A 16,794-nucleotide genomic window follows, 5' to 3' on the forward strand; every position below is an offset into this window, starting at 1 on the left:
CGGGTAGGCCGTAATGTCCCATCCGTTGAGGCAGTTGGCAGTGGGGAGATCTGAAATGGCGCGCACGGTGCTGGTGACCGGCGGCAACCGCGGCATCGGCAAGGCCATCGCGCTGGCCTTCGCCGCACAGGGCGACAAGGTGGCGGTGACGCACCGCGGCACGGGCGCGCCCGAAGGGGTCCTCGGCGTCAAATGCGACATCACCGACTCCAACTCGGTCGACGAGGCGTTCTCCCAGGTCGAGCAGGAGCTCGGCCCGGTCGAGGTGCTGGTCGCCAACGCCGGGATCACCGCTGACACGCTGCTGCTGCGGATGAGCGAGGAGCAGTTCACCAGCGTCGTCGACACCAACCTGGCCGGCGCGTTCCGGGTCGCCAAGCGCGCCTCGAAGACGATGCTGCGCGCCCGGTTCGGCCGCATGATCTTCATCTCCTCGGTGGTCGGCCTGTCCGGCAACCCCGGCCAGGTCAACTACGCGTCCAGCAAGGCCGGGCTGGTCGGCATGGCCCGGTCCATCACGCGCGAGCTAGGCACCCGCAACATCACCGCCAACGTGGTCGCGCCCGGTTACATCACCACCGACATGACCGACGGCCTGCCCGACGACCTCAAGAAGAAATACGTCGACTCGATCCCGGCCGGCCGCTTCGGCGCGGTCGACGACATCGCCGCGGCGGTCACCTTCCTGGCCAGCGACCACGCGGGCTACATCTCGGGCGCCGTGATCCCGGTCGACGGCGGCCTCGGCATGGGCCACTGACCTACCGCACAACACGAACAGAGAGGCTGCACCGTGGCAGGACTGCTGGAGGGCAAGCGACTCCTGGTCACCGGCGTGATCACTGACCAGTCGATCGCGTTCTCGGTGGCGAAGCTGGCCCAGGAGAACGGCGCGACCGTGGTGCTCACCGGCTTCGGCCGGATGTCGCTGGTCGAGCGGATCGCCAAGCGGCTGCCGGCGGAGGCGCCGGTGATCGAGCTCGACGTGACCAACCAGGAGCACCTGGACACGCTCGCCGAGAAGGTCGGCAAGCACCTGGACGGGGTCGACGGCCTCGTGCACTCGATCGGCTTCGCGCCCGCCAGCGCCCTCGGCGGCAACTTCCTCGAGACGAAGTGGGACGACGTGGCGACCGCGCTGCACGTCTCCACCTACTCCTACAAGTCCCTCGCCATGGCCGCGCTGCCGCTGATGCAGCGGGGTTCGTCGGTGGTCGGGCTGACCTTCGACGCGACCAAGGCGTGGCCGGTCTACGACTGGATGGGCGTGGCCAAGGCGGGCCTGGAGTCGGCGTCCCGCTACCTGGCGTTGCACCTGGGCAAGCAGGGCATCCGGAGCAACCTGGTGTCGGCGGGGCCGCTGCGCACGATGGCCGCCCGGTCCATCCCGGGTTTCGAGCAGTTCGAGGACGCCTGGACCCGCCGGGCGCCGCTTGGTTGGGACCTGCAGGACCAGGAGCCGGCGGCCAAGGCCGTGCTGGCGCTGATCTCCGACTGGTTCCCGGCCACCACGGGCGAGATCATCCACGTCGATGGTGGATATCACGCACTGGGAGCCGAAGCCGCAGCCGTCTGAGCGGGCAAGGCACAATCGTCTGATGCCGTACGACGCATTGGTCCTGGTTTCGTTCGGCGGCCCGGAACGCCCGGAAGACGTGATTCCGTTCCTGGAAAACGTCACCCGGGGCCGGGGCGTTCCTCCGGAGCGCCTCGCCGAGGTCGCCGAGCACTACTACCACTTCGGCGGCGTGTCGCCGATCAACCAGCAGAGCCGGGACCTCCTGGCCGCGATCCGCGTGGACTTCGCGGCCAGCGGCCTGGACCTGCCGGTCTACTGGGGCAACCGCAACTGGGACCCGATGCTCGCCGACACGGTGGCCACGATGAAGGCCGACGGCGTGCAGCGGGCCCTGGCCTTCGTGACCAGCGCCTACGGCGGCTACTCGTCGTGCCGCCAATACCTCGAGGACCTGACGAAGGCCCGCACGGCGGCCGGCGCCGGCGCCCCGGTGATCGAGAAGCTGCGGCACTACGCCGATCACCCGGGCTTCGTCGAGCCGCACGCCGACGCGGTCCGGTCCGCGCTGGGCACGCTCGACCCGGCCAAGCGCGCCACGACCCGCCTGGTCTTCACGGCCCACTCGATCCCGACGGGGATGGCGACCACCGCCGGCCCGCCGCCCGTGGTGCCGCCGGGCCGGTACGTCGCCCAGCTCCGCGAGACGGCCGCCCTGGTCGCCGCGGCGGCCGCGCCGGACCTGCCGTGGGACCTGGTGTGGCAGAGCCGCTCCGGCCCACCCCAGGTGCCGTGGCTGGAGCCGGACGTCAACGACCACCTGGCGGCGCTGGCCGACACCGGGGTGACGGGGGTGGTGGTCAGCCCGATCGGCTTCGTCTCCGACCACCTCGAGGTCATCTGGGACCTCGACAACGAGGCAGCGGCCACGGCCAAGAACCGCAACCTCGACTACGTACGCGCCGGGACCCCCGGCACGGACCCGCGCTTCGTGGCGATGGTCCGGGAACTCGTGCAGGAACGGATCTCCGCCACCGGCCCGCAGGACCGGCTCGGTACGCTTCCCGCTTGGGACATCTGCCCAGCCGACTGCTGCACGCCACCAGCCAGGAGACCGTCATCATGAGCGAGCGCAAGGCGATCGAGAGCTGGCTGACCGACATGGACGGCGTGCTCATCCACGAGGGCCAACCGGTGCCGGGCGCGCCCGAGTTCGTCCGCAAGATGCGCGCGAGCGGCAAGCCGTTCCTGGTGCTGACCAACAACTCGATCTACACGGCCCGCGACCTCCAGGCCCGCCTGGCCCGGATGGACCTGCACGTGCCGGAGGAGTCCATCTGGACGGCCGCGCTCGCGACGGCCCAGTTCCTGTCGGACCAGCGCCCCGGCGGCTCGGCGTACGTGATCGGCGAGGCCGGCCTGACCACGGCGATGCACGCGGTCGGCTACGTCCTGTCCGACTTCGCGCCGGACTACGTGGTCCTGGGCGAGACCCGGACGTACAGCTTCGAGGCCATCACGAAGGCGGTCCGCCTGATCAACGACGGCGCCCGCTTCATCTGCACCAACCCGGACCCGACAGGCCCTTCGACCGAGGGCGCCCTGCCGGCGGCCGGCTCGGTGGCGGCGATGATCGAAAAAGCCACGAACGTGAAGCCGTACTTCGTGGGCAAGCCCAACCCGATGATGATGCGGTCGGCCCTGAACACGATCAACGGCCACTCGGAAAGCACAGCCATGATCGGCGACCGCATGGACACCGACATCCTGTGCGGCCTGGAAGCGGGCCTGGAGACGATCCTGGTCCTGACGGGCATCAGCACCCGCGAGGAAGCGGAGCGCTACCCGTACCGCCCGAGCCGCATCATCAACTCGGTCGCGGACCTGATCGACGAGCTGTAGTGCCAAGGACCCGGCCACCCACGGCCGGGTCCTTCACAAGACGGCTCAGACGCCCGGAAGGCGGGGGCCGGCGGCGCGCTGGGCGTCCATCCACTCCTCGACCGCCGCAGACGTGCGCGGCAGGCCCGAAGACATGACCCGGCTGCCGGTCGCGGTCACCAGGACGTCGTCCTCGATGCGGACGCCGATGCCGCGGAGCTCCTCCGGCACGAGCTCGTCCTCCGCCTGGAAGTAGAGGCCCGGCTCCACCGTCAGCACGTAGTTCTCGCCCAGCACGCCGTCGCGGTAGTTCTCCTTACGCGCGTTCGAGCAGTCGTGCACGTCGATGCCCAGCATGTGGCCGAAGCTGTGCAGCGTCCAGCGACGGTAGACCGTCGACTCCGGAGCCATCGCCTCGTCGACGCTGACCGGGAGGACTCCCAGGTCGGCCAGGCCCTCGGCCAGGACGCGCATGCAGGTCAGGTGGATGTCCTCGAACTTCACGCCCGGCTTGATCAGGTCGATGCCGGCCTGCTGCGAGCGGTGGACGATGTCGTACACGTCGCGCTGCAACGGGGTGAAGCGGCCCGAGACCGGGATCGTGCGGGTCACGTCCGCGGTGTAGAGGCTCCGCGCCTCGACGCCCATGTCGATCAGCAGCAGCTCACCGGGGGTCGTCACGCCGTCGTTGCGGATCCAGTGCAGGGTCGTGGCGTGCCGGCCGGCGCCGACGATCGAGCTGTAGCCGACGTCGTTGCCCTCGTAGCGGGCCCGCAGGCCGAACACGCCCTCGATCAGGCGCTCGCTGACGCCGCGGTCGGCCGGCAGGAACCGGGCGACGTCCTCGAAGCCGCGGACCGTCGAGTCGATCGCCTCCTGGAGCTGCTCGATCTCCCACGGGTCCTTGATCAGCTTCAGCTCGGAGATCGCGGTCGCCAGCTCCTGGTCGCGCGTACGCCCGTCTCGTGCCTTCTGGTCCTTCTCGTCCCGTTCGGTATACGGCCGCACCGCCGCGTCGACCTCAGGGTCGAAGCCGCGCAGCACCCGGGTCTTGCGCGGCGCACAGTCGCCCAGAACCCGCTCCAGGTCGGTCAGAACGGTCGTCTCGACCCCGAGCTCCGCCGCCTTCTCCGTCAACGTCGCCCGGCGCCCGACCCACAGCTCACCGTCGCGGCTGCGGAAGAAGTCGTCCGTCTCGCGCGAGTTGCGGGGCTTCGTGTAGAGCACCGCGTCGTGGCCGTCGCCGACCGGGTGCAGCACGAGCACGCTGTCCGGGTCGAGGTCGCCGGCCAGGTAGGCGAAGTCGCTGCCGGCCCGGAACGGGTAGTCCGTGTCGTTGGCCCGGTTCTTCTCGCGCCCGGTCGGAATGATCAAAGTCTCACCGGGGAACTGCTCCGAGAGCGCCGCACGGCGGGCCGCATAGCGGTCGACAGCGGGTGACGGCCGCACCGCGAGCGAGTCCTCGGCCCAGCCGGTGCGCATGAACTCCAGGAACTTGGGCGGGAACGCCGGGTCGTGCGCTTCGACCTTGGCCGTACTCTCGCTCATCACCGGTTCTGGTGTGCCTTCACCAGCCAACTCAGATTCGCCGAACACCGCAGACGCCTCCCCATCGATCGCGCTCCCGGAGGGAGACGCTACCTCGCCACGCCACCCGAATCCGATGGGAGGCGACCGGCCGTTGGGCGACCCGTGAAAAGATGGCCGCCATGTGCGGAATCCTGGCCTTCTTCAGCGCGCACGGCGCGGCCGGCGCCCACGCGGACGCGATCGCCGGAGCGTTGGAGAGCCTTCACCACCGTGGTCCCGACGAGACCGGGGTGGAGGTGATCGGCAACGACGCGGTCTTCGGCCACAAGCGGCTCTCGATCATCGACGTGGCGTTCAGCCACGAGCCGCTCCCCTACGCGGGCGGGCGCTACCTGCTGACCTTCAACGGCGAGATCTACAACTACATCGAGCTGCGTGAGGAGCTGGCCCGCGACTACGGCGCCACGTTCCAGACCCAGGGCGACGGCGAGGTGATCGCCGCCGGCTATCACTTCTGGGGCGAGAAGGTGCTCACCCGACTGCGGGGCATGTTCGCCTTCGTCATCTGGGACCGCCAGGAGCGCCGAGCGTTCGGTGCCCGCGACTACTTCGGCATCAAGCCGCTGCACTACCTCCAGACCGTCGACGGCGTCTACCTCGCGTCGGAGAAGAAGGCGCTGCTGCCCTTCGCACCCGCCGCCCACGCCGGCGACGCCGGTGTCGACACCGCCAGCCTCTCGCACTACCTGACGCTCCAGTACGTGCCCGAGCCCGGCACGCTGCACCAGGGCATCTCCCGGATCGGCTCCGGCGAGTGCCTGAGCTGGACGCCCGGCTACCCGATCGAGGTGCGCCGCTGGTACCGCCCGGTCTTCAACCCGGCACCGGTCCCGGACCAGGAGCGGCTGTTCACCGAGATCCGCGAGACCCTGCGCGAGAGCGTGCGGCTGCACATGCGCTCCGACGTGCCGGTCGGCTCGTTCCTGTCCAGCGGCATCGACAGCACCGCGGTGGTCGCGCTGGCACGGCAGTTCAACCCCAACATCCTGACCTTCACCGTCGGGTACGACGTCCCGGGCTACTCGGAGATCGAGGTCGCCCAGGAGTCGGCGCGGCACCTCGAGGTCACCACGATCCCGACCAAGATCGGTCCGCAGGACATGATGGACGCGCTCCCGCGGATCATCTGGCACCTGGACGACCCGGTGGCGGACCCGGCGCTCGTGCCGCTCTACTTCGTGGCGCAGAAGGCCGCCGAGCACGTCACGGTGGTGCTGTCCGGCGAGGGCGCCGACGAGTTCTTCGGCGGCTACACGATCTACCGCGAGCCGCTGTCGCTGTCGGCGGTCAACGGCCTGCCCGACCAGATGCAGAAGGGCCTCCGGGCCGTCTCCAAGGTCATCCCGCAGGGCGTGAAGGGCAAGAGCTTCCTGGAGCGCGGCACGACGCCGCTCGAGGAGCGCTACTACGGCAACGCGCGGATGTTCACCGAGGAGGAGAAGCAGAGCCTGCTCCGGCGGTACGACCCTTCGGTGCGCTACACCGACGTCACCGCACCGATCTACGCGGAGGTCCCCGACCTCGACGACGTCACCAAGATGCAGTACATCGACCTCTACACGTGGCTGCGCGGCGACATCCTGGTCAAGGCCGACCGGATCTCGATGGCGCACTCGCTGGAGGTCCGGGTGCCGTTCCTGGACCGCGAGGTCTTCGACGTGGCCTCCCGGATCCCGGTCGAGCTCAAGCTCCCGCCGCGCTCCGACGCCACCAAGTGGGCGATGCGCCAGGCCCTTCAGGGCGTCGTACCGCCGGCGATCGTCAATCGCAAGAAGCTCGGCTTCCCGACCCCGACCCGGGTCTGGCTGGCCGGCGAGATGTACGAGTGGACCCGCTGGATCATCGCCAACTCGGCCGCCGGCGAGCTGATCGACCTCAGCTACGCCCTGCGCCTGCTCGACGAGCACAAGCGGGGCGAGGTCGACCACTCCCGCAAGGTCTGGACGGTCCTGGTCTTCTGCATCTGGCACGCCATCTTCGTGGCACGCACGCTCGACCCGGGCATCACCCGCAACCAGTCGGCCCTGCTCACCAAGCCGGTGGTCGGCTCGATGGTGGCTTAGGGCTCAGGTCATCATCCAGAGCGCCTGCGCGGCGCCAGGCGCGAAATGCCTGGCGCCGAGCTGGGCGACCAGAGTCGGCGACGTGCGCTCGGCGGTCATCAACAGCGTGTGGACCATCCGGCCCACCCACTGGGTCGAGGCCGGGTGGTTCCAGTCGACCGGCTCCAGCGGCACGAGCAGCCGGGCCAACACCGAGGCCCGGCGGCCGTCGCCCGGCTCGATGTGGTGTGAGCCGAAGACCGACTCCCTGTTGAGCGCGTTGACGAGCTCGTAGGCCTTCTCGTCGAGCCAGAACTCCGTCGCCAGCCCGCAGATCACCGACAGAAACGGCTCGGGCTGGACGCCGGCCTTGGGCGTGAGGACGGCCACGGTCGCACTGCCGACCACGGCCACGGCTCGGTGCTCGCCCATCGTGAGCTGCTGCCAGCGGCCCGGGTAGTGGGCCTCGACCAGCGCCTGCGCGAATTCCATGCCTTCGTCGAGGTTCATCGCCTCTCCCCATCGGAGCCTCCGCCGCGCGGGAGGAGTCTGCGACGAGCCAAGAGTGACCACAATCCGTCAGACGGTCACGTCACACATCGACGGATAACATGAGCGCATGGCGAGCCGGAGCGGTGGGTTCGGTGATCTGCCTCGGACACCGGTTGCCCCGGTGTTGTGGCTGGCGTTCGCGATTCTCGCCGTCATCTCGTTCGGGTGCGGGCTGGTCGGGCTCGAGCAATACCTCCGGGAGAACCCGGGCCTCGGCTACAGCGGCCACCCGCTCGACATCCTCTACTACGCCCTCCAGCTTTTCGTGCTCGGCTCTCCCCCGCTCGACGCCGGCGGGCCGTTTCCGGCGATCCTCGACTTCGCCCGGTTCGCCGCGCCCACCGTCACCGCGTACGCGCTGATCGAGGCCAGCCGCCTGCTCTTCGCCTCCGAGATCAGGAAGCTGCGGGCCCGCACCGCGCGCGGGCACGTGATCGTCGTCGGCGACACCCTGGTGGCCACCACGCTCGCCCGGCGGCTCCGGCAGGCCGGCGACCAGGTGGTCACGGTGCCGAGCAAGGCGACGGAGACCGGTCCGGCCCCCCGGGTCGCCGGTGCGGCCCGCGACCCCGACATCCTGCGCGCCGCCAGCGTCGGCCGGGCCCGGGCCGTCTACGCCTGCACCGACGACAGCGCCGCCAACACGGCGATCGCGCTGGCGGCCGCGCGGCCCCGCCGCAACGGATCGACCCTCGCCGTGTACGCCCAGGTCGCCGACCCGGAGGTGTGCGCCGCGCTGCAGGCCCGGCTGCTGAGCGCGCCGACCAGGCGCGGCATGCGACTCGACTTCTTCAACATCGACGACCTCGCCGCCCGGCACCTGGTGGCGCGCGAGCCACTGACGCTGCCGGACGCGCGACCGCCGACCATCGCGATCCTCGGCGCCACCGCGTTCGGCCGCGCCGTCCTCGTGGAGCTCGCCCGCCAATGGCGGATCCGGGATCGTGCCGCCCAGCCGCTGCCGATCGAGATCGTCGACCCGACCGCGGGTGCGGCGGTGACCCACCTGACCGAGCGGTACCCGTTCCTGACCCGGGTCTGCAAGATCACGCCGCACGACTTCGACCTCGAGCGGCTGCTCGCCACGCCGTCGGACGGGCCGGTCCCGGACCGCGTGTTCATCTGTTACGACGACGAGCAGCAGGCGCTCAAAGCGGCGCTCACCGCCGAGCAGGTCTGGCCCGGCGAGCCGGGCTCGGTCGTGGTCCGGCTGGACCGGCTGGCCAGCCTGCGGGAGGCGTTCGACGGCGGCGACCGGGTGCTCGACGAGCTGTCCGGCACGCTGCGGCTGTTCGGCGTCGTCCACGCGGCCTGCGACCCCGCCCTGATCGGCGACGACCTGGTCGAGCGGCTGGCCCGGGTGATCCACGAGCGCTACGTACTCGACCTGACCAGCCGCGGCGCCAGCGGTCCCGCCCTGGTGCCCTGGGACGACCTGCCCGACCGCCTGCGGCTGACCAACCGGTCCCAGGCCGAGGACATCGGCCGCAAGCTGCGTGCGATCGGCTGCACGCTCTCGCCGAGGGTCGGTCCGGGGCGCGAGCACGTGCTGGCCGACAAGGAGGTCGAGCGGCTCGCCGTGATGGAGCACGAACGCTGGCGGCAGGACCGGGTCGGCCAGGGCTGGCGGTTCGCCGCCGACCGCGACGACGAGCACAAACTGCATCCGGCGATGGCGGCCTGGCCGGCGTTGCCCGACGAGATGCGTACGCGCAATCTCGATGAGATCCGGCAGTTGCCGGCTATTCTCGCGGATGCCGGCTTCCGCATCGTCCGGCTCCGCACCACCTAGGAGAGGGCATGCCGCGCATTGGTGTCACCGGACACGTGCGGCTCGCCGAGGGCACTGCGGAGTTGGTCTACGCCGAGCTTGTCGCGACCCTCACCGCGCACGGCGACGGCGCCCTGCACGGGGTCACGTGTCTCGCCGACGGCGCCGACCAGCTCTTCGCCCGCGCCGTGGCCGCGCTCGGCGGCACCTACGAGGTGATCCTGCCGGCCACCGACTACCGCACCGTCGTCGGCGACCGGAAGACCTTCGACGACCTGCTCGGCAAGGCCGTCCACGTCGACTACGCGCCGTTCGCGACGTCGGAGCCGGCCGCCTACTTCGCCGCCAGCGAGTTGCTGCTGCGCCGGGTCGACCACCTAGTCGCGGTGTGGGACGGCCAACCGTCCGACGTGGTCAGCAGCACCGCCAACGTGGTGCGCACCGCCCGCGACCATGGCCTGCCGGTGACCGTGATCTGGCCGGCGGGTGCCCGGCGCGCCTGAGTTCTGTCCGGTGCCTGACACGTTTGCCTCTCGTTCATCGAATCCGGTTCACCATGCGCCATGAACCTCAGTCCGCTGCTCATCGCGACCATCGTGGTCGCCATCCTCGTCGTCCTGGTCGCGTTCTGGGCGATCCGCACGTTCAACGTGCTGATCCGTCAGCGCAACCAGGTCCGCGCGTCCTGGGCGCAGATCGACGTGCAGCTCAAGCGCCGGCACGACCTGGTGCCCAACCTGGTCGAAACCGTCAAGGGGTACGCCGGACACGAGCGCGCCACGCTCGACGCCGTGGTGGCCGCCCGGGCCGGCGCGATGGCCGCCGGCGCCGATTCGTCGGTCGACCGTCGTGCCGCCGCCGAGGGTGTGCTGACCCAGACGCTGGGCCGGCTGTTCGCGCTCGCCGAGGCGTACCCGGACCTCAAGGCGAACCAGAACTTCCTCGCCCTCCAGAACGAGCTCGCCAACACCGAGGACAAGATCGCGTACGCCCGGCAGTTCTACAACACGGCCGTCCAGGCGCTCGACAACACGGCCCACTCGTTCCCGAGCCTGTTGGTCGCCGGTGCCACGGGGATCCGGCCGCCCGACTACTTCCAGGCCTCCGGTGCCGAGCAGGCCCCGGTCCAGGTCCGTTTCTGACCTCCATGTCGCTCACCATCGCGATCGCCGTCGCTGTCGTCGCGACGGCGGCCTGGATCGGGCTGTTCGGCCTGATCCTGCTGATCACCCGGTCGTTCGCGCCCACGCCGGCGCCGGCCACCATGGACCTCGGCCCCGAGCCGCCGGCCGTGGTCAACCTGCTCGCCAACCGGTGGACCCGCCCCGACGAGGACGCCGCCGAGGCGACCCTGCTCGACCTGGCCGGCCGCCGCTACTACGAGATCCGCCAGCCCGGGGACGACCCGGTGCACAGCACGATCCACCTCTCCTCTCGCACGCCCTCCGGCCCGCCGCTGCTGCCTTTCGAGGAGCGACTGCTCTCCCGGATCCGCGCCGCGGCCGTCGGCGGCGTCGTGCCGCTGACGGCGCTGACCTTCAGGGACGCGGGCCAGGCGCGCGGGTGGCGCCGGCGGTTCGACGCCGAGGTGGTCGCGCACGCGCGCCGGCTCGGCCTGTCCCGCCGCCGGATCAGCAAGGCCCAGATCTCGCTGCTGTCGCTGGCCGGCGTGGTGCCAGCGCTCGCGATCGGGTTCGCGCTCCTCCTGCAGTTCGAGCGCAACGCGGCACCCGAGGACAAGGGCGGCGGCTTTGTCGCGATGTTCTTCTCCCTGCTCGTCGTGACCTCCACCTGCGGCCTGATCGCCGGGCGTTACCGGGGCGAGCGGTCCACCCCGTTGGGCCGCCAGGTAGCGGCCCGCTGGCTGGGTGTCCGGGACTGGCTGGCCGGCCACGACGCGTTCGCCGACCTGCCGCCGGCCGCGGTGATGGTCTGGGACCGCTACCTCGGCTACGGGGCCGCCGTCCACGTGGCCCACGCCGCCACGGCAGCGCTCGACCTAGGGATGGGCTCGAAGTACCTGGTCTGGTCCTCCTACGGCGGCCACTGGCGCCGGGTCAAGGTGCGCTACCCCCGCGTGCTCGCCCGCTACGGCCTGCCGACGGGAAAGCTGGTCAAGGGCGGCCTGATCCGGCTGGCGCTGGGCTTCGTCGTGGCCCTCATCAGCCGCTCGTTCCCGGACGTGACGCCGGACCAGGTCGGCGCGTTCGACACCTCGTGGGGCGGCGAGGACATCTCGGCCTTCGCGTCGCCCACCCGCCTGATCACGGCGCTGCTGGCCACGCTGCTGATCGGCTGGGGCCTCTACCGGATCGTCCGCGCCACCGTCGACCACCACAACCCGGTGGAGCTCACCGGCGAGGTGCTGTGGATCGAGGTCTGGCGCTCGGCGTCGGAGGGCGAGGACAGCCCGTCGATCCCGTACCTGCACCACATCGCCGTCGACGACGGCACGACGGACCGCACGACGGCCTGGGGCCTGCCGTCGGAATGGTCTTCGCGGTCGTCACCGGGTGATGTCGTGCGGGTGTCGGTGCGCCGCTGGAGCCGCCGGGTGGTGGCCCTGACGGTGCTCAAGCAGGGCGGCGGGCGCGCGTTGCACAGCGGCTTCGACACCAGCGACAACACCGACAACCTGGTCCTGGAGGCGTTGGGCGAGCGGACCAGGCCGGCTGGGGTCGGCGTCCGCCTGCAGGCGGCCGCGGACGTGCTGACGGTCGAGGACGTGGCGCGCGCGATCGGCGCACCGATCCAGGTCCGCGGGATCGGCCCGATCAACGCCCTGTACGAGACGGCGGACGGCAAACCGGTCGCGATGATCCAGATGCAACGGGGTCCGCTCGCGAACCTGTTCTGGGCAGCGGCGAAGCGCGGCACCCCGGTCCCGGGCATCGGCGACGAGGCCTTCATGACCGACACCGGCGGCGCCATCCGCAAGGGAGACGCGGTCGTGGTGCTGGTCCTGCACAAGGGCGGCCGGTCGGCCGCGCCACACCTGCCGTGGCTGCTGGGCCAGGTCGCCACGCGCCTCTGACCCGCCCAGGACCGTCCGACCACGGCGGCTGGGTCCAGCGGGCCAGGCGGCGCGCGACCCACCCGCGACCGACCGACGACGGCCGCCGGGTCCAACCGGTCGGGCGGCGCGCGACCGGCCGCGACCTTTGACCGCGGCCGCCGGGTCCAGCGGGCCGGCCGGTGAGCGACCCGTCCGCGACCGTCCAACCCGCAGCGCCCGGATCCACAGGTTGGAGGGAGCACGACCGCCCGCGACCGCCCACCCGACCGCGCCCACGTCCAAGGGGCCGGCGGGCGCACGACCGCCTGCGACGGCCCAACCCACCGTGCCCACGTCCAACGGGCCGGCGGGCGCACGACCGCCCGCGACGGCCCAACCCACCGCGCCCACGTCCAACAGGCCGGCGGGCGCACGACCGCCGGCGACCGTCCGACCGCGGCGCCCGGGTCCAACCGGTCGGCCGGCACGGACAACAGGCGCCGCATCGAGGCGACCCCGTGCGTGTCCCGCGACGGGGTAGGCGTCTTGCGGCGCCCTACATGCCGGAACATGTGCGTACATGTTCCGGCATGTACGACCCCAGAGAGACCACCTACCGCCGGGGCGCTGAGCCGGTGAAGACCGCGACCGAGCGGGCCGGGACCGTGAAGATGCCGGTCGCTGGGTCGAAGACCGACTTCGCCAGGACCGGGTCTCCGCCCGCTCGTTGGTGCGGGTGCAGGGCGAAGTCGCCGCCGCGGAGGTCCGGGAGCTTCTGCGTGGCCGTGGCCGGCGCCGCGTTGAAGATCACTAGGAGCTCCTCGACGCCGCTCAGTCGCATGGTGATCACGCCGGGGGTCTCGGTTGGGCCCGAGAGGGGGAACGAGACGCGGTCCTGGACCTCGACGGCTGTGGCCAGGCCGAACAGGGGCGAGTCGCGGCGGATGCGGAGCAGTTCGAGGTAGCGCTCGACCGTCCACTCCACGACCTCGGCCGACGGGACCAGCAACGGGTCCGCCAGCAGGGGTGCGGCGAAGGGCCACTTGTCCTCGTTGTCCCACGACGGCGGCAGGCCCAGGCCGAAACCGTTGCCCTCGGCCGGGTCCCAGCGGATCGCGTTGAACCAGTCGCCCGAGTCGAACGAGTTGCGGTCCAGGGACTTCGAGCGCAGGCGCTCCGAGCCCGCCGCCACGAAGCCCATGCCCTGGCTCAGCGCCGTGAACGACAGGGCCAGGAGTTGCATCCGCGCGCGGTCGATCGGGGCGATCCCAGCCGGGAGTTTGAAGGCCAGCGTGTCGTACAGGATCTCGTTGTCGTGCGCGTCCACATAGGTCACGCACTCCCCCGGAGCCGCGCAGTAGCCGGCCGGAGAGCCGTTGTAGAGGTAGTCCCCGCCGGACACCGTCGCTCCGCTGGCCGCCACGAAGCGGTAGGTCGCCAGGTTGCCCGCCAGCCCGATCTTGATCAGGTCCTGCTGGTGCCGCAGCAGGGCCCGCTGCTGCTCCGGCGGCCCGTTGACATCGTCCTCGTTGGGATCGGTGAACAGGCCTGACGCGTACCCCTGTGATCGGGGATTGGTCTCGAATGCCTGTCCCCCGCGGACCGCGTCGCGCAACCGGTCGTTGAAGGTGCCGACGCCGGTGCCGGCGAGTTGGTGCTGGCTGGCCTGGGTGAACCGCTGGTTGCCGGCCACCTCGCCGAAGTCCCAGCCCTCGCCGTAGATCAGGATCGCGCGGCCGTCGACACCGTCGCGCTGGGGGGTGAGCCGGTCGAGGGCCTCCCGCACCGCCAGGATGTTGGCCTTCGGATGGTGGGCCATCAGGTCGAAGCGGAACCCGTCGACCTTGTAGTCGACCGCCCAGCGCAGCACCGAGTCGACCACCAGCTTGCCCATCATCGCGTGCTCGGGCGCGGTGTTGGCGCAGCAGGTCGAGTCCGCGACCCGGCCGTCGGCGAGCAGGCGGTGGTAGTAGCCGGGTACGACCCGGTCGAGCACCGCGTGCGCGCTGACCCCGCCGGCGATCGTGTGGTTGTAGACCACGTCCATCACGACCCGCAGCCCGGCACCGTTGAGGGCGGCCACCATCTCGCGGAACTCGGTGGTCCGGCCAGGGCCGTCGGGGTCGGTGGCAAAACTGCCCTCGGGTACGGAGTAGTGCAGCGGGTCGTACCCCCAGTTGTAGCCGTCCTTGTCCCGGATCTTCGCGATCTCCACCTGCTGCTCCGGGGAGTCGGGCGGGAGCGCGGCAAGATCCGTCTGCGGCGTCGCCTGCTCCTCGCGGCGCTCCGGCACGGTCGCGAAGTCGAATGCCGGCAAAAGGTGTAGATGCGTCACGCCCGCGTCGGCCAGCCTGCGTAAATGCCGCATGCCGGTGCTGTTGGGCGTGCCGAACGCGGCGAACGTGCCCCGCCGCTGCTCGGGCACGCTGCGGTCGTAGATCGAGAAGTCCCGGACGGAGACCTCGTGCACCTGCGCCCGGGCCGGCGCGACCGGAGGCGGCTTGCGCAGCGTCGCCCAGTCGGCCGGGATCAGCAGCGGGTCGAGCAGGTTGGCGACGACGCTGTGGGTGGAGTTGGCGGTCAGGGCGACCGAGTACGGGTCGGTGACGCTCATCGTCTCGATCCGCTGGGTCGCCGGGTGGAAGGCCTCGACCCTGAACCGGTAGCGGCGCCCGGTCCAGCCCCAGTCGCCGTCGACGCGCCAGACGCCGGTGTGGTCGTCGCGCCACATGGGTTGGGTCTCGCCGTCGTCGCTCCACTCGAGGGCGACGTTTTTCGCGGTCGGGGCCCAGACCGAGATCGTCACGCCGCCGTCGTCGTGGAAGCGGCAACCGAGATCAACGTGTACGGCGTCCGCGTAGAGATCGTCGAGGACTCCGGGGAGCTGCGCACCGGTGACCACCAGCAACCAGCCGCCGTCGTCGCGGGCGGTGACGGCGACCTGGCCACGCAGCGCGTACTTGATCGTGTCCTCGTCCGCCTCGACCGTGAAGGCCGCGTGGTCGGCGAGGTGGGGCCATTTCTGGCGTTGCGCGGTGCTGAGCCCGGACGGTCTTATGCGCAACGGCAGCGTCTCGTGCGGCCCGGTCAACGCGCCGTCGATGATCTGCAGCGCGGCGTCCGGCGAGAAGACCAGGTCACAGCGGCGGTCGCCGACGGGCCCCTCGAAACGCCAGACGACCGTGGACCGGTCGATCCAGTGGGCCCGCTGCCGGGTCAGATCCATCCGAGGATCCTCTCATCACCGTCTCTCACGCGGCGTGGATGACGGTGCAGATGGCCGGCCCTTCGTTGGTCGTCCTGATCAGGTAGACGTAGCGCTCGCCCGGCACGCACTGCCCACCGCTGTCGAGAAACTCCCATTCGACGGTGACGAGCGAGAGCGCCGCACTGAGCCGCTGCACGTCGTCGATCTTCGCGTGGGCGGCGATGAGCTGCCGATCCTGGTAGTCAGGAGCGGCACCGATGAACGACAGTGCGACGGAGGCGGGCGAGGAGAAGGTGAACGTGTACGCGTCGGCCACGACGCTGCCGGGGAGCGCGTAGCAGCCGGCGATCGCTGGCACGTCGCCCGCGGTCAACGCGGACCCGTACCGGTCGAAGAAGTCGGACAGGACGTCAAGGTCGGTCTTGGCGTTCACGGCTCCTTAAGTTGCCGGCGGCGTGTCGGCGCAAACCCGGCCTGGCTGGCAGAGTGGGCTTTATGACTACCGCCGTCGACCTGCGGGCTCCGCTGGCCCGGTACGCGTCGTTGCTGCACGCGTCCGCCGGCCCTGAGCATCATGTGGCATCGCCGCTGGGTGCGTGGCTGCTGGCCGCACTGTGTGCGCCGGTCGGGTCTTCCGATCTTGAGGAGGCGCTCGGCATCGATCTGGAGAGCGCCCGATCGGTGGCCGACGGCCTGCTCTCGGACCCGCACCCAGCGGTCCTGTCGGCGGCGGCCCTGTGGCTCGCTCAGACCCCGACCGCTGCCATGGACGCCTGGCTGACGGCACTGCCCGCGCCGGTCTCCACGGGCCCGATGCCGTCGCAGACCGAGGCCGACGCGTGGGCGGACGAGCACACCCTCGGGCTGATCAAGAAGATGCCACTGACGCTCACGCCGGACACGATCCTGCTGCTGGCGACGGCGCTGGCGACAAAGGTCTCCTGGGTCCAGCCGTTCACGTTGGCGCCTTCATCTCGGCTAGGTGCGGCCAGCCCGTGGCGCGGCGCGGTGTCGCAGGTGCTGGAGATGCCGGACCACTTCCACGAGGCGTTCATCGTGCGGGTGCCTTCGCTGGGGGACGTCGCGGTGCACACGGCGTACGCGGTCGAGGGGTTGCGCGTGACGTCGGTGATCGGGCCGTCGGGGGTCGAGCCGGGCCAGGTCATCTCGGCGGCTTACGAGATCGCCGTGGCGTCCGCGACGCGCGGTGCGCTGGACCGGCGGTCGTTGTTCGACCTG

At 70.8% G+C, this 16,794-nt stretch carries 13 protein-coding genes and 1 pseudogene; 10 read left to right on the forward strand and 4 right to left on the reverse strand.

Annotated elements, in window-relative coordinates:
• Window positions 1-55: 55 nt before the first annotated feature.
• The 4 genes from BLV39_RS32865 to BLV39_RS32880 are packed head-to-tail and all read left to right on the forward strand — an operon-like array spanning window position 56 to window position 3,418.
• Window positions 56-760, forward strand: coding sequence for a beta-ketoacyl-ACP reductase (locus BLV39_RS32865; protein ID WP_090800491.1), 705 nt, complete (start codon window positions 56-58; stop codon window positions 758-760).
• 33 nt (window positions 761-793) lie between these two features.
• Complete coding sequence (fabI, locus tag BLV39_RS32870; RefSeq protein ID WP_090800492.1) at window positions 794-1,576, forward strand: enoyl-ACP reductase FabI; 783 nt, start codon at window positions 794-796, stop codon at window positions 1,574-1,576.
• Between the two features lie 22 nt (window positions 1,577-1,598).
• The gene (locus BLV39_RS32875; RefSeq protein ID WP_143049982.1) at window positions 1,599-2,642 is read left to right on the forward strand and encodes a ferrochelatase; all 1,044 of its coding nucleotides are present in this window, start codon (window positions 1,599-1,601) and stop codon (window positions 2,640-2,642) included.
• Window positions 2,639-3,418 carry an HAD-IIA family hydrolase gene (locus BLV39_RS32880; RefSeq protein ID WP_090800494.1) on the forward strand — a complete coding sequence of 260 codons (780 nt, stop codon included), beginning with the start codon at window positions 2,639-2,641 and terminating at the stop codon, window positions 3,416-3,418. Before BLV39_RS32875 ends, BLV39_RS32880 begins: the two co-directional genes overlap by 4 nt.
• 45 nt (window positions 3,419-3,463) lie before the next feature.
• On the opposite strand, the gene BLV39_RS32885 is transcribed toward BLV39_RS32880, so the two are convergent.
• Window positions 3,464-4,945 carry an aminopeptidase P family protein gene (locus tag BLV39_RS32885; protein ID WP_090800495.1) on the reverse strand — a complete coding sequence of 494 codons (1,482 nt, stop codon included), beginning with the start codon at window positions 4,943-4,945 and terminating at the stop codon, window positions 3,464-3,466.
• Between the two features lie 161 nt (window positions 4,946-5,106).
• Between BLV39_RS32885 and asnB the strand changes: the two genes are divergently transcribed.
• Window positions 5,107-7,050 (forward strand): asparagine synthase (glutamine-hydrolyzing), encoded by a 1,944-nt coding sequence (asnB, locus tag BLV39_RS32890; protein WP_090800950.1) that lies wholly within the window; start codon window positions 5,107-5,109, stop codon window positions 7,048-7,050.
• A 3-nt stretch (window positions 7,051-7,053) separates the two neighbouring features.
• Here asnB and BLV39_RS32895 read toward each other — a convergent pair whose 3' ends face one another.
• Entirely contained in the window at window positions 7,054-7,539 is a 486-nt protein-coding gene (locus BLV39_RS32895; RefSeq protein WP_090800496.1) for a hypothetical protein, read from the reverse strand.
• Window positions 7,540-7,648: 109 nt separating this feature from the next.
• Between BLV39_RS32895 and BLV39_RS32900 the strand changes: the two genes are divergently transcribed.
• The 4 genes from BLV39_RS32900 to BLV39_RS32915 are packed head-to-tail and all read left to right on the forward strand — an operon-like array spanning window position 7,649 to window position 12,386.
• On the forward strand, window positions 7,649-9,373 hold the full coding sequence (locus BLV39_RS32900; RefSeq protein WP_090800497.1) for a RyR domain-containing protein: 1,725 nt from the start codon (window positions 7,649-7,651) through the stop codon (window positions 9,371-9,373).
• 8 nt (window positions 9,374-9,381) lie between these two features.
• Entirely contained in the window at window positions 9,382-9,855 is a 474-nt protein-coding gene (locus BLV39_RS32905; protein WP_090800498.1) for a hypothetical protein, read from the forward strand.
• Between the two features lie 60 nt (window positions 9,856-9,915).
• Window positions 9,916-10,494 (forward strand): LemA family protein, encoded by a 579-nt coding sequence (locus BLV39_RS32910; RefSeq protein WP_204082884.1) that lies wholly within the window; start codon window positions 9,916-9,918, stop codon window positions 10,492-10,494.
• A 5-nt stretch (window positions 10,495-10,499) separates the two neighbouring features.
• Window positions 10,500-12,386: a DUF2207 family protein gene (locus BLV39_RS32915; protein ID WP_090800499.1), complete on the forward strand. Its 1,887-nt coding sequence runs from the start codon at window positions 10,500-10,502 to the stop codon at window positions 12,384-12,386.
• Between the two features lie 574 nt (window positions 12,387-12,960).
• Here BLV39_RS32915 and pulA read toward each other — a convergent pair.
• Entirely contained in the window at window positions 12,961-15,573 is a 2,613-nt protein-coding gene (gene pulA, locus BLV39_RS32920; protein WP_090800500.1) for a pullulanase-type alpha-1,6-glucosidase, read from the reverse strand.
• 25 nt (window positions 15,574-15,598) lie between these two features.
• Window positions 15,599-15,988, reverse strand: coding sequence for a hypothetical protein (locus BLV39_RS32925; protein WP_090800502.1), 390 nt, complete (start codon window positions 15,986-15,988; stop codon window positions 15,599-15,601).
• Between the two features lie 62 nt (window positions 15,989-16,050).
• Between BLV39_RS32925 and BLV39_RS32930 the strand changes: the two are divergent.
• Window positions 16,051-16,794: pseudogene (locus tag BLV39_RS32930) on the forward strand (hypothetical protein); the annotation flags it as partial.

The organism is Asanoa ishikariensis (assembly GCF_900107455.1).
Classification (GTDB): domain Bacteria; phylum Actinomycetota; class Actinomycetes; order Mycobacteriales; family Micromonosporaceae; genus Asanoa; species Asanoa ishikariensis.

Coding starts and splice junctions, on each gene's coding strand:
- BLV39_RS32915 (WP_090800499.1), top strand. CDS start 10,500: ATGTCGCTCACCATCGCGATCGCCGTCGCTGTCGTCGCGACGGCGGCC.
- pulA (WP_090800500.1), bottom strand. CDS start 15,573: ATGGATCTGACCCGGCAGCGGGCCCACTGGATCGACCGGTCCACGGTC.
- BLV39_RS32895 (WP_090800496.1), bottom strand. CDS start 7,539: ATGAACCTCGACGAAGGCATGGAATTCGCGCAGGCGCTGGTCGAGGCC.
- BLV39_RS32885 (WP_090800495.1), bottom strand. CDS start 4,945: ATGAGCGAGAGTACGGCCAAGGTCGAAGCGCACGACCCGGCGTTCCCG.
- asnB (WP_090800950.1), top strand. CDS start 5,107: ATGTGCGGAATCCTGGCCTTCTTCAGCGCGCACGGCGCGGCCGGCGCC.
- BLV39_RS32865 (WP_090800491.1), top strand. CDS start 56: ATGGCGCGCACGGTGCTGGTGACCGGCGGCAACCGCGGCATCGGCAAG.
- BLV39_RS32900 (WP_090800497.1), top strand. CDS start 7,649: ATGGCGAGCCGGAGCGGTGGGTTCGGTGATCTGCCTCGGACACCGGTT.
- BLV39_RS32880 (WP_090800494.1), top strand. CDS start 2,639: ATGAGCGAGCGCAAGGCGATCGAGAGCTGGCTGACCGACATGGACGGC.
- BLV39_RS32905 (WP_090800498.1), top strand. CDS start 9,382: ATGCCGCGCATTGGTGTCACCGGACACGTGCGGCTCGCCGAGGGCACT.
- BLV39_RS32875 (WP_143049982.1), top strand. CDS start 1,599: ATGCCGTACGACGCATTGGTCCTGGTTTCGTTCGGCGGCCCGGAACGC.
- BLV39_RS32910 (WP_204082884.1), top strand. CDS start 9,916: ATGAACCTCAGTCCGCTGCTCATCGCGACCATCGTGGTCGCCATCCTC.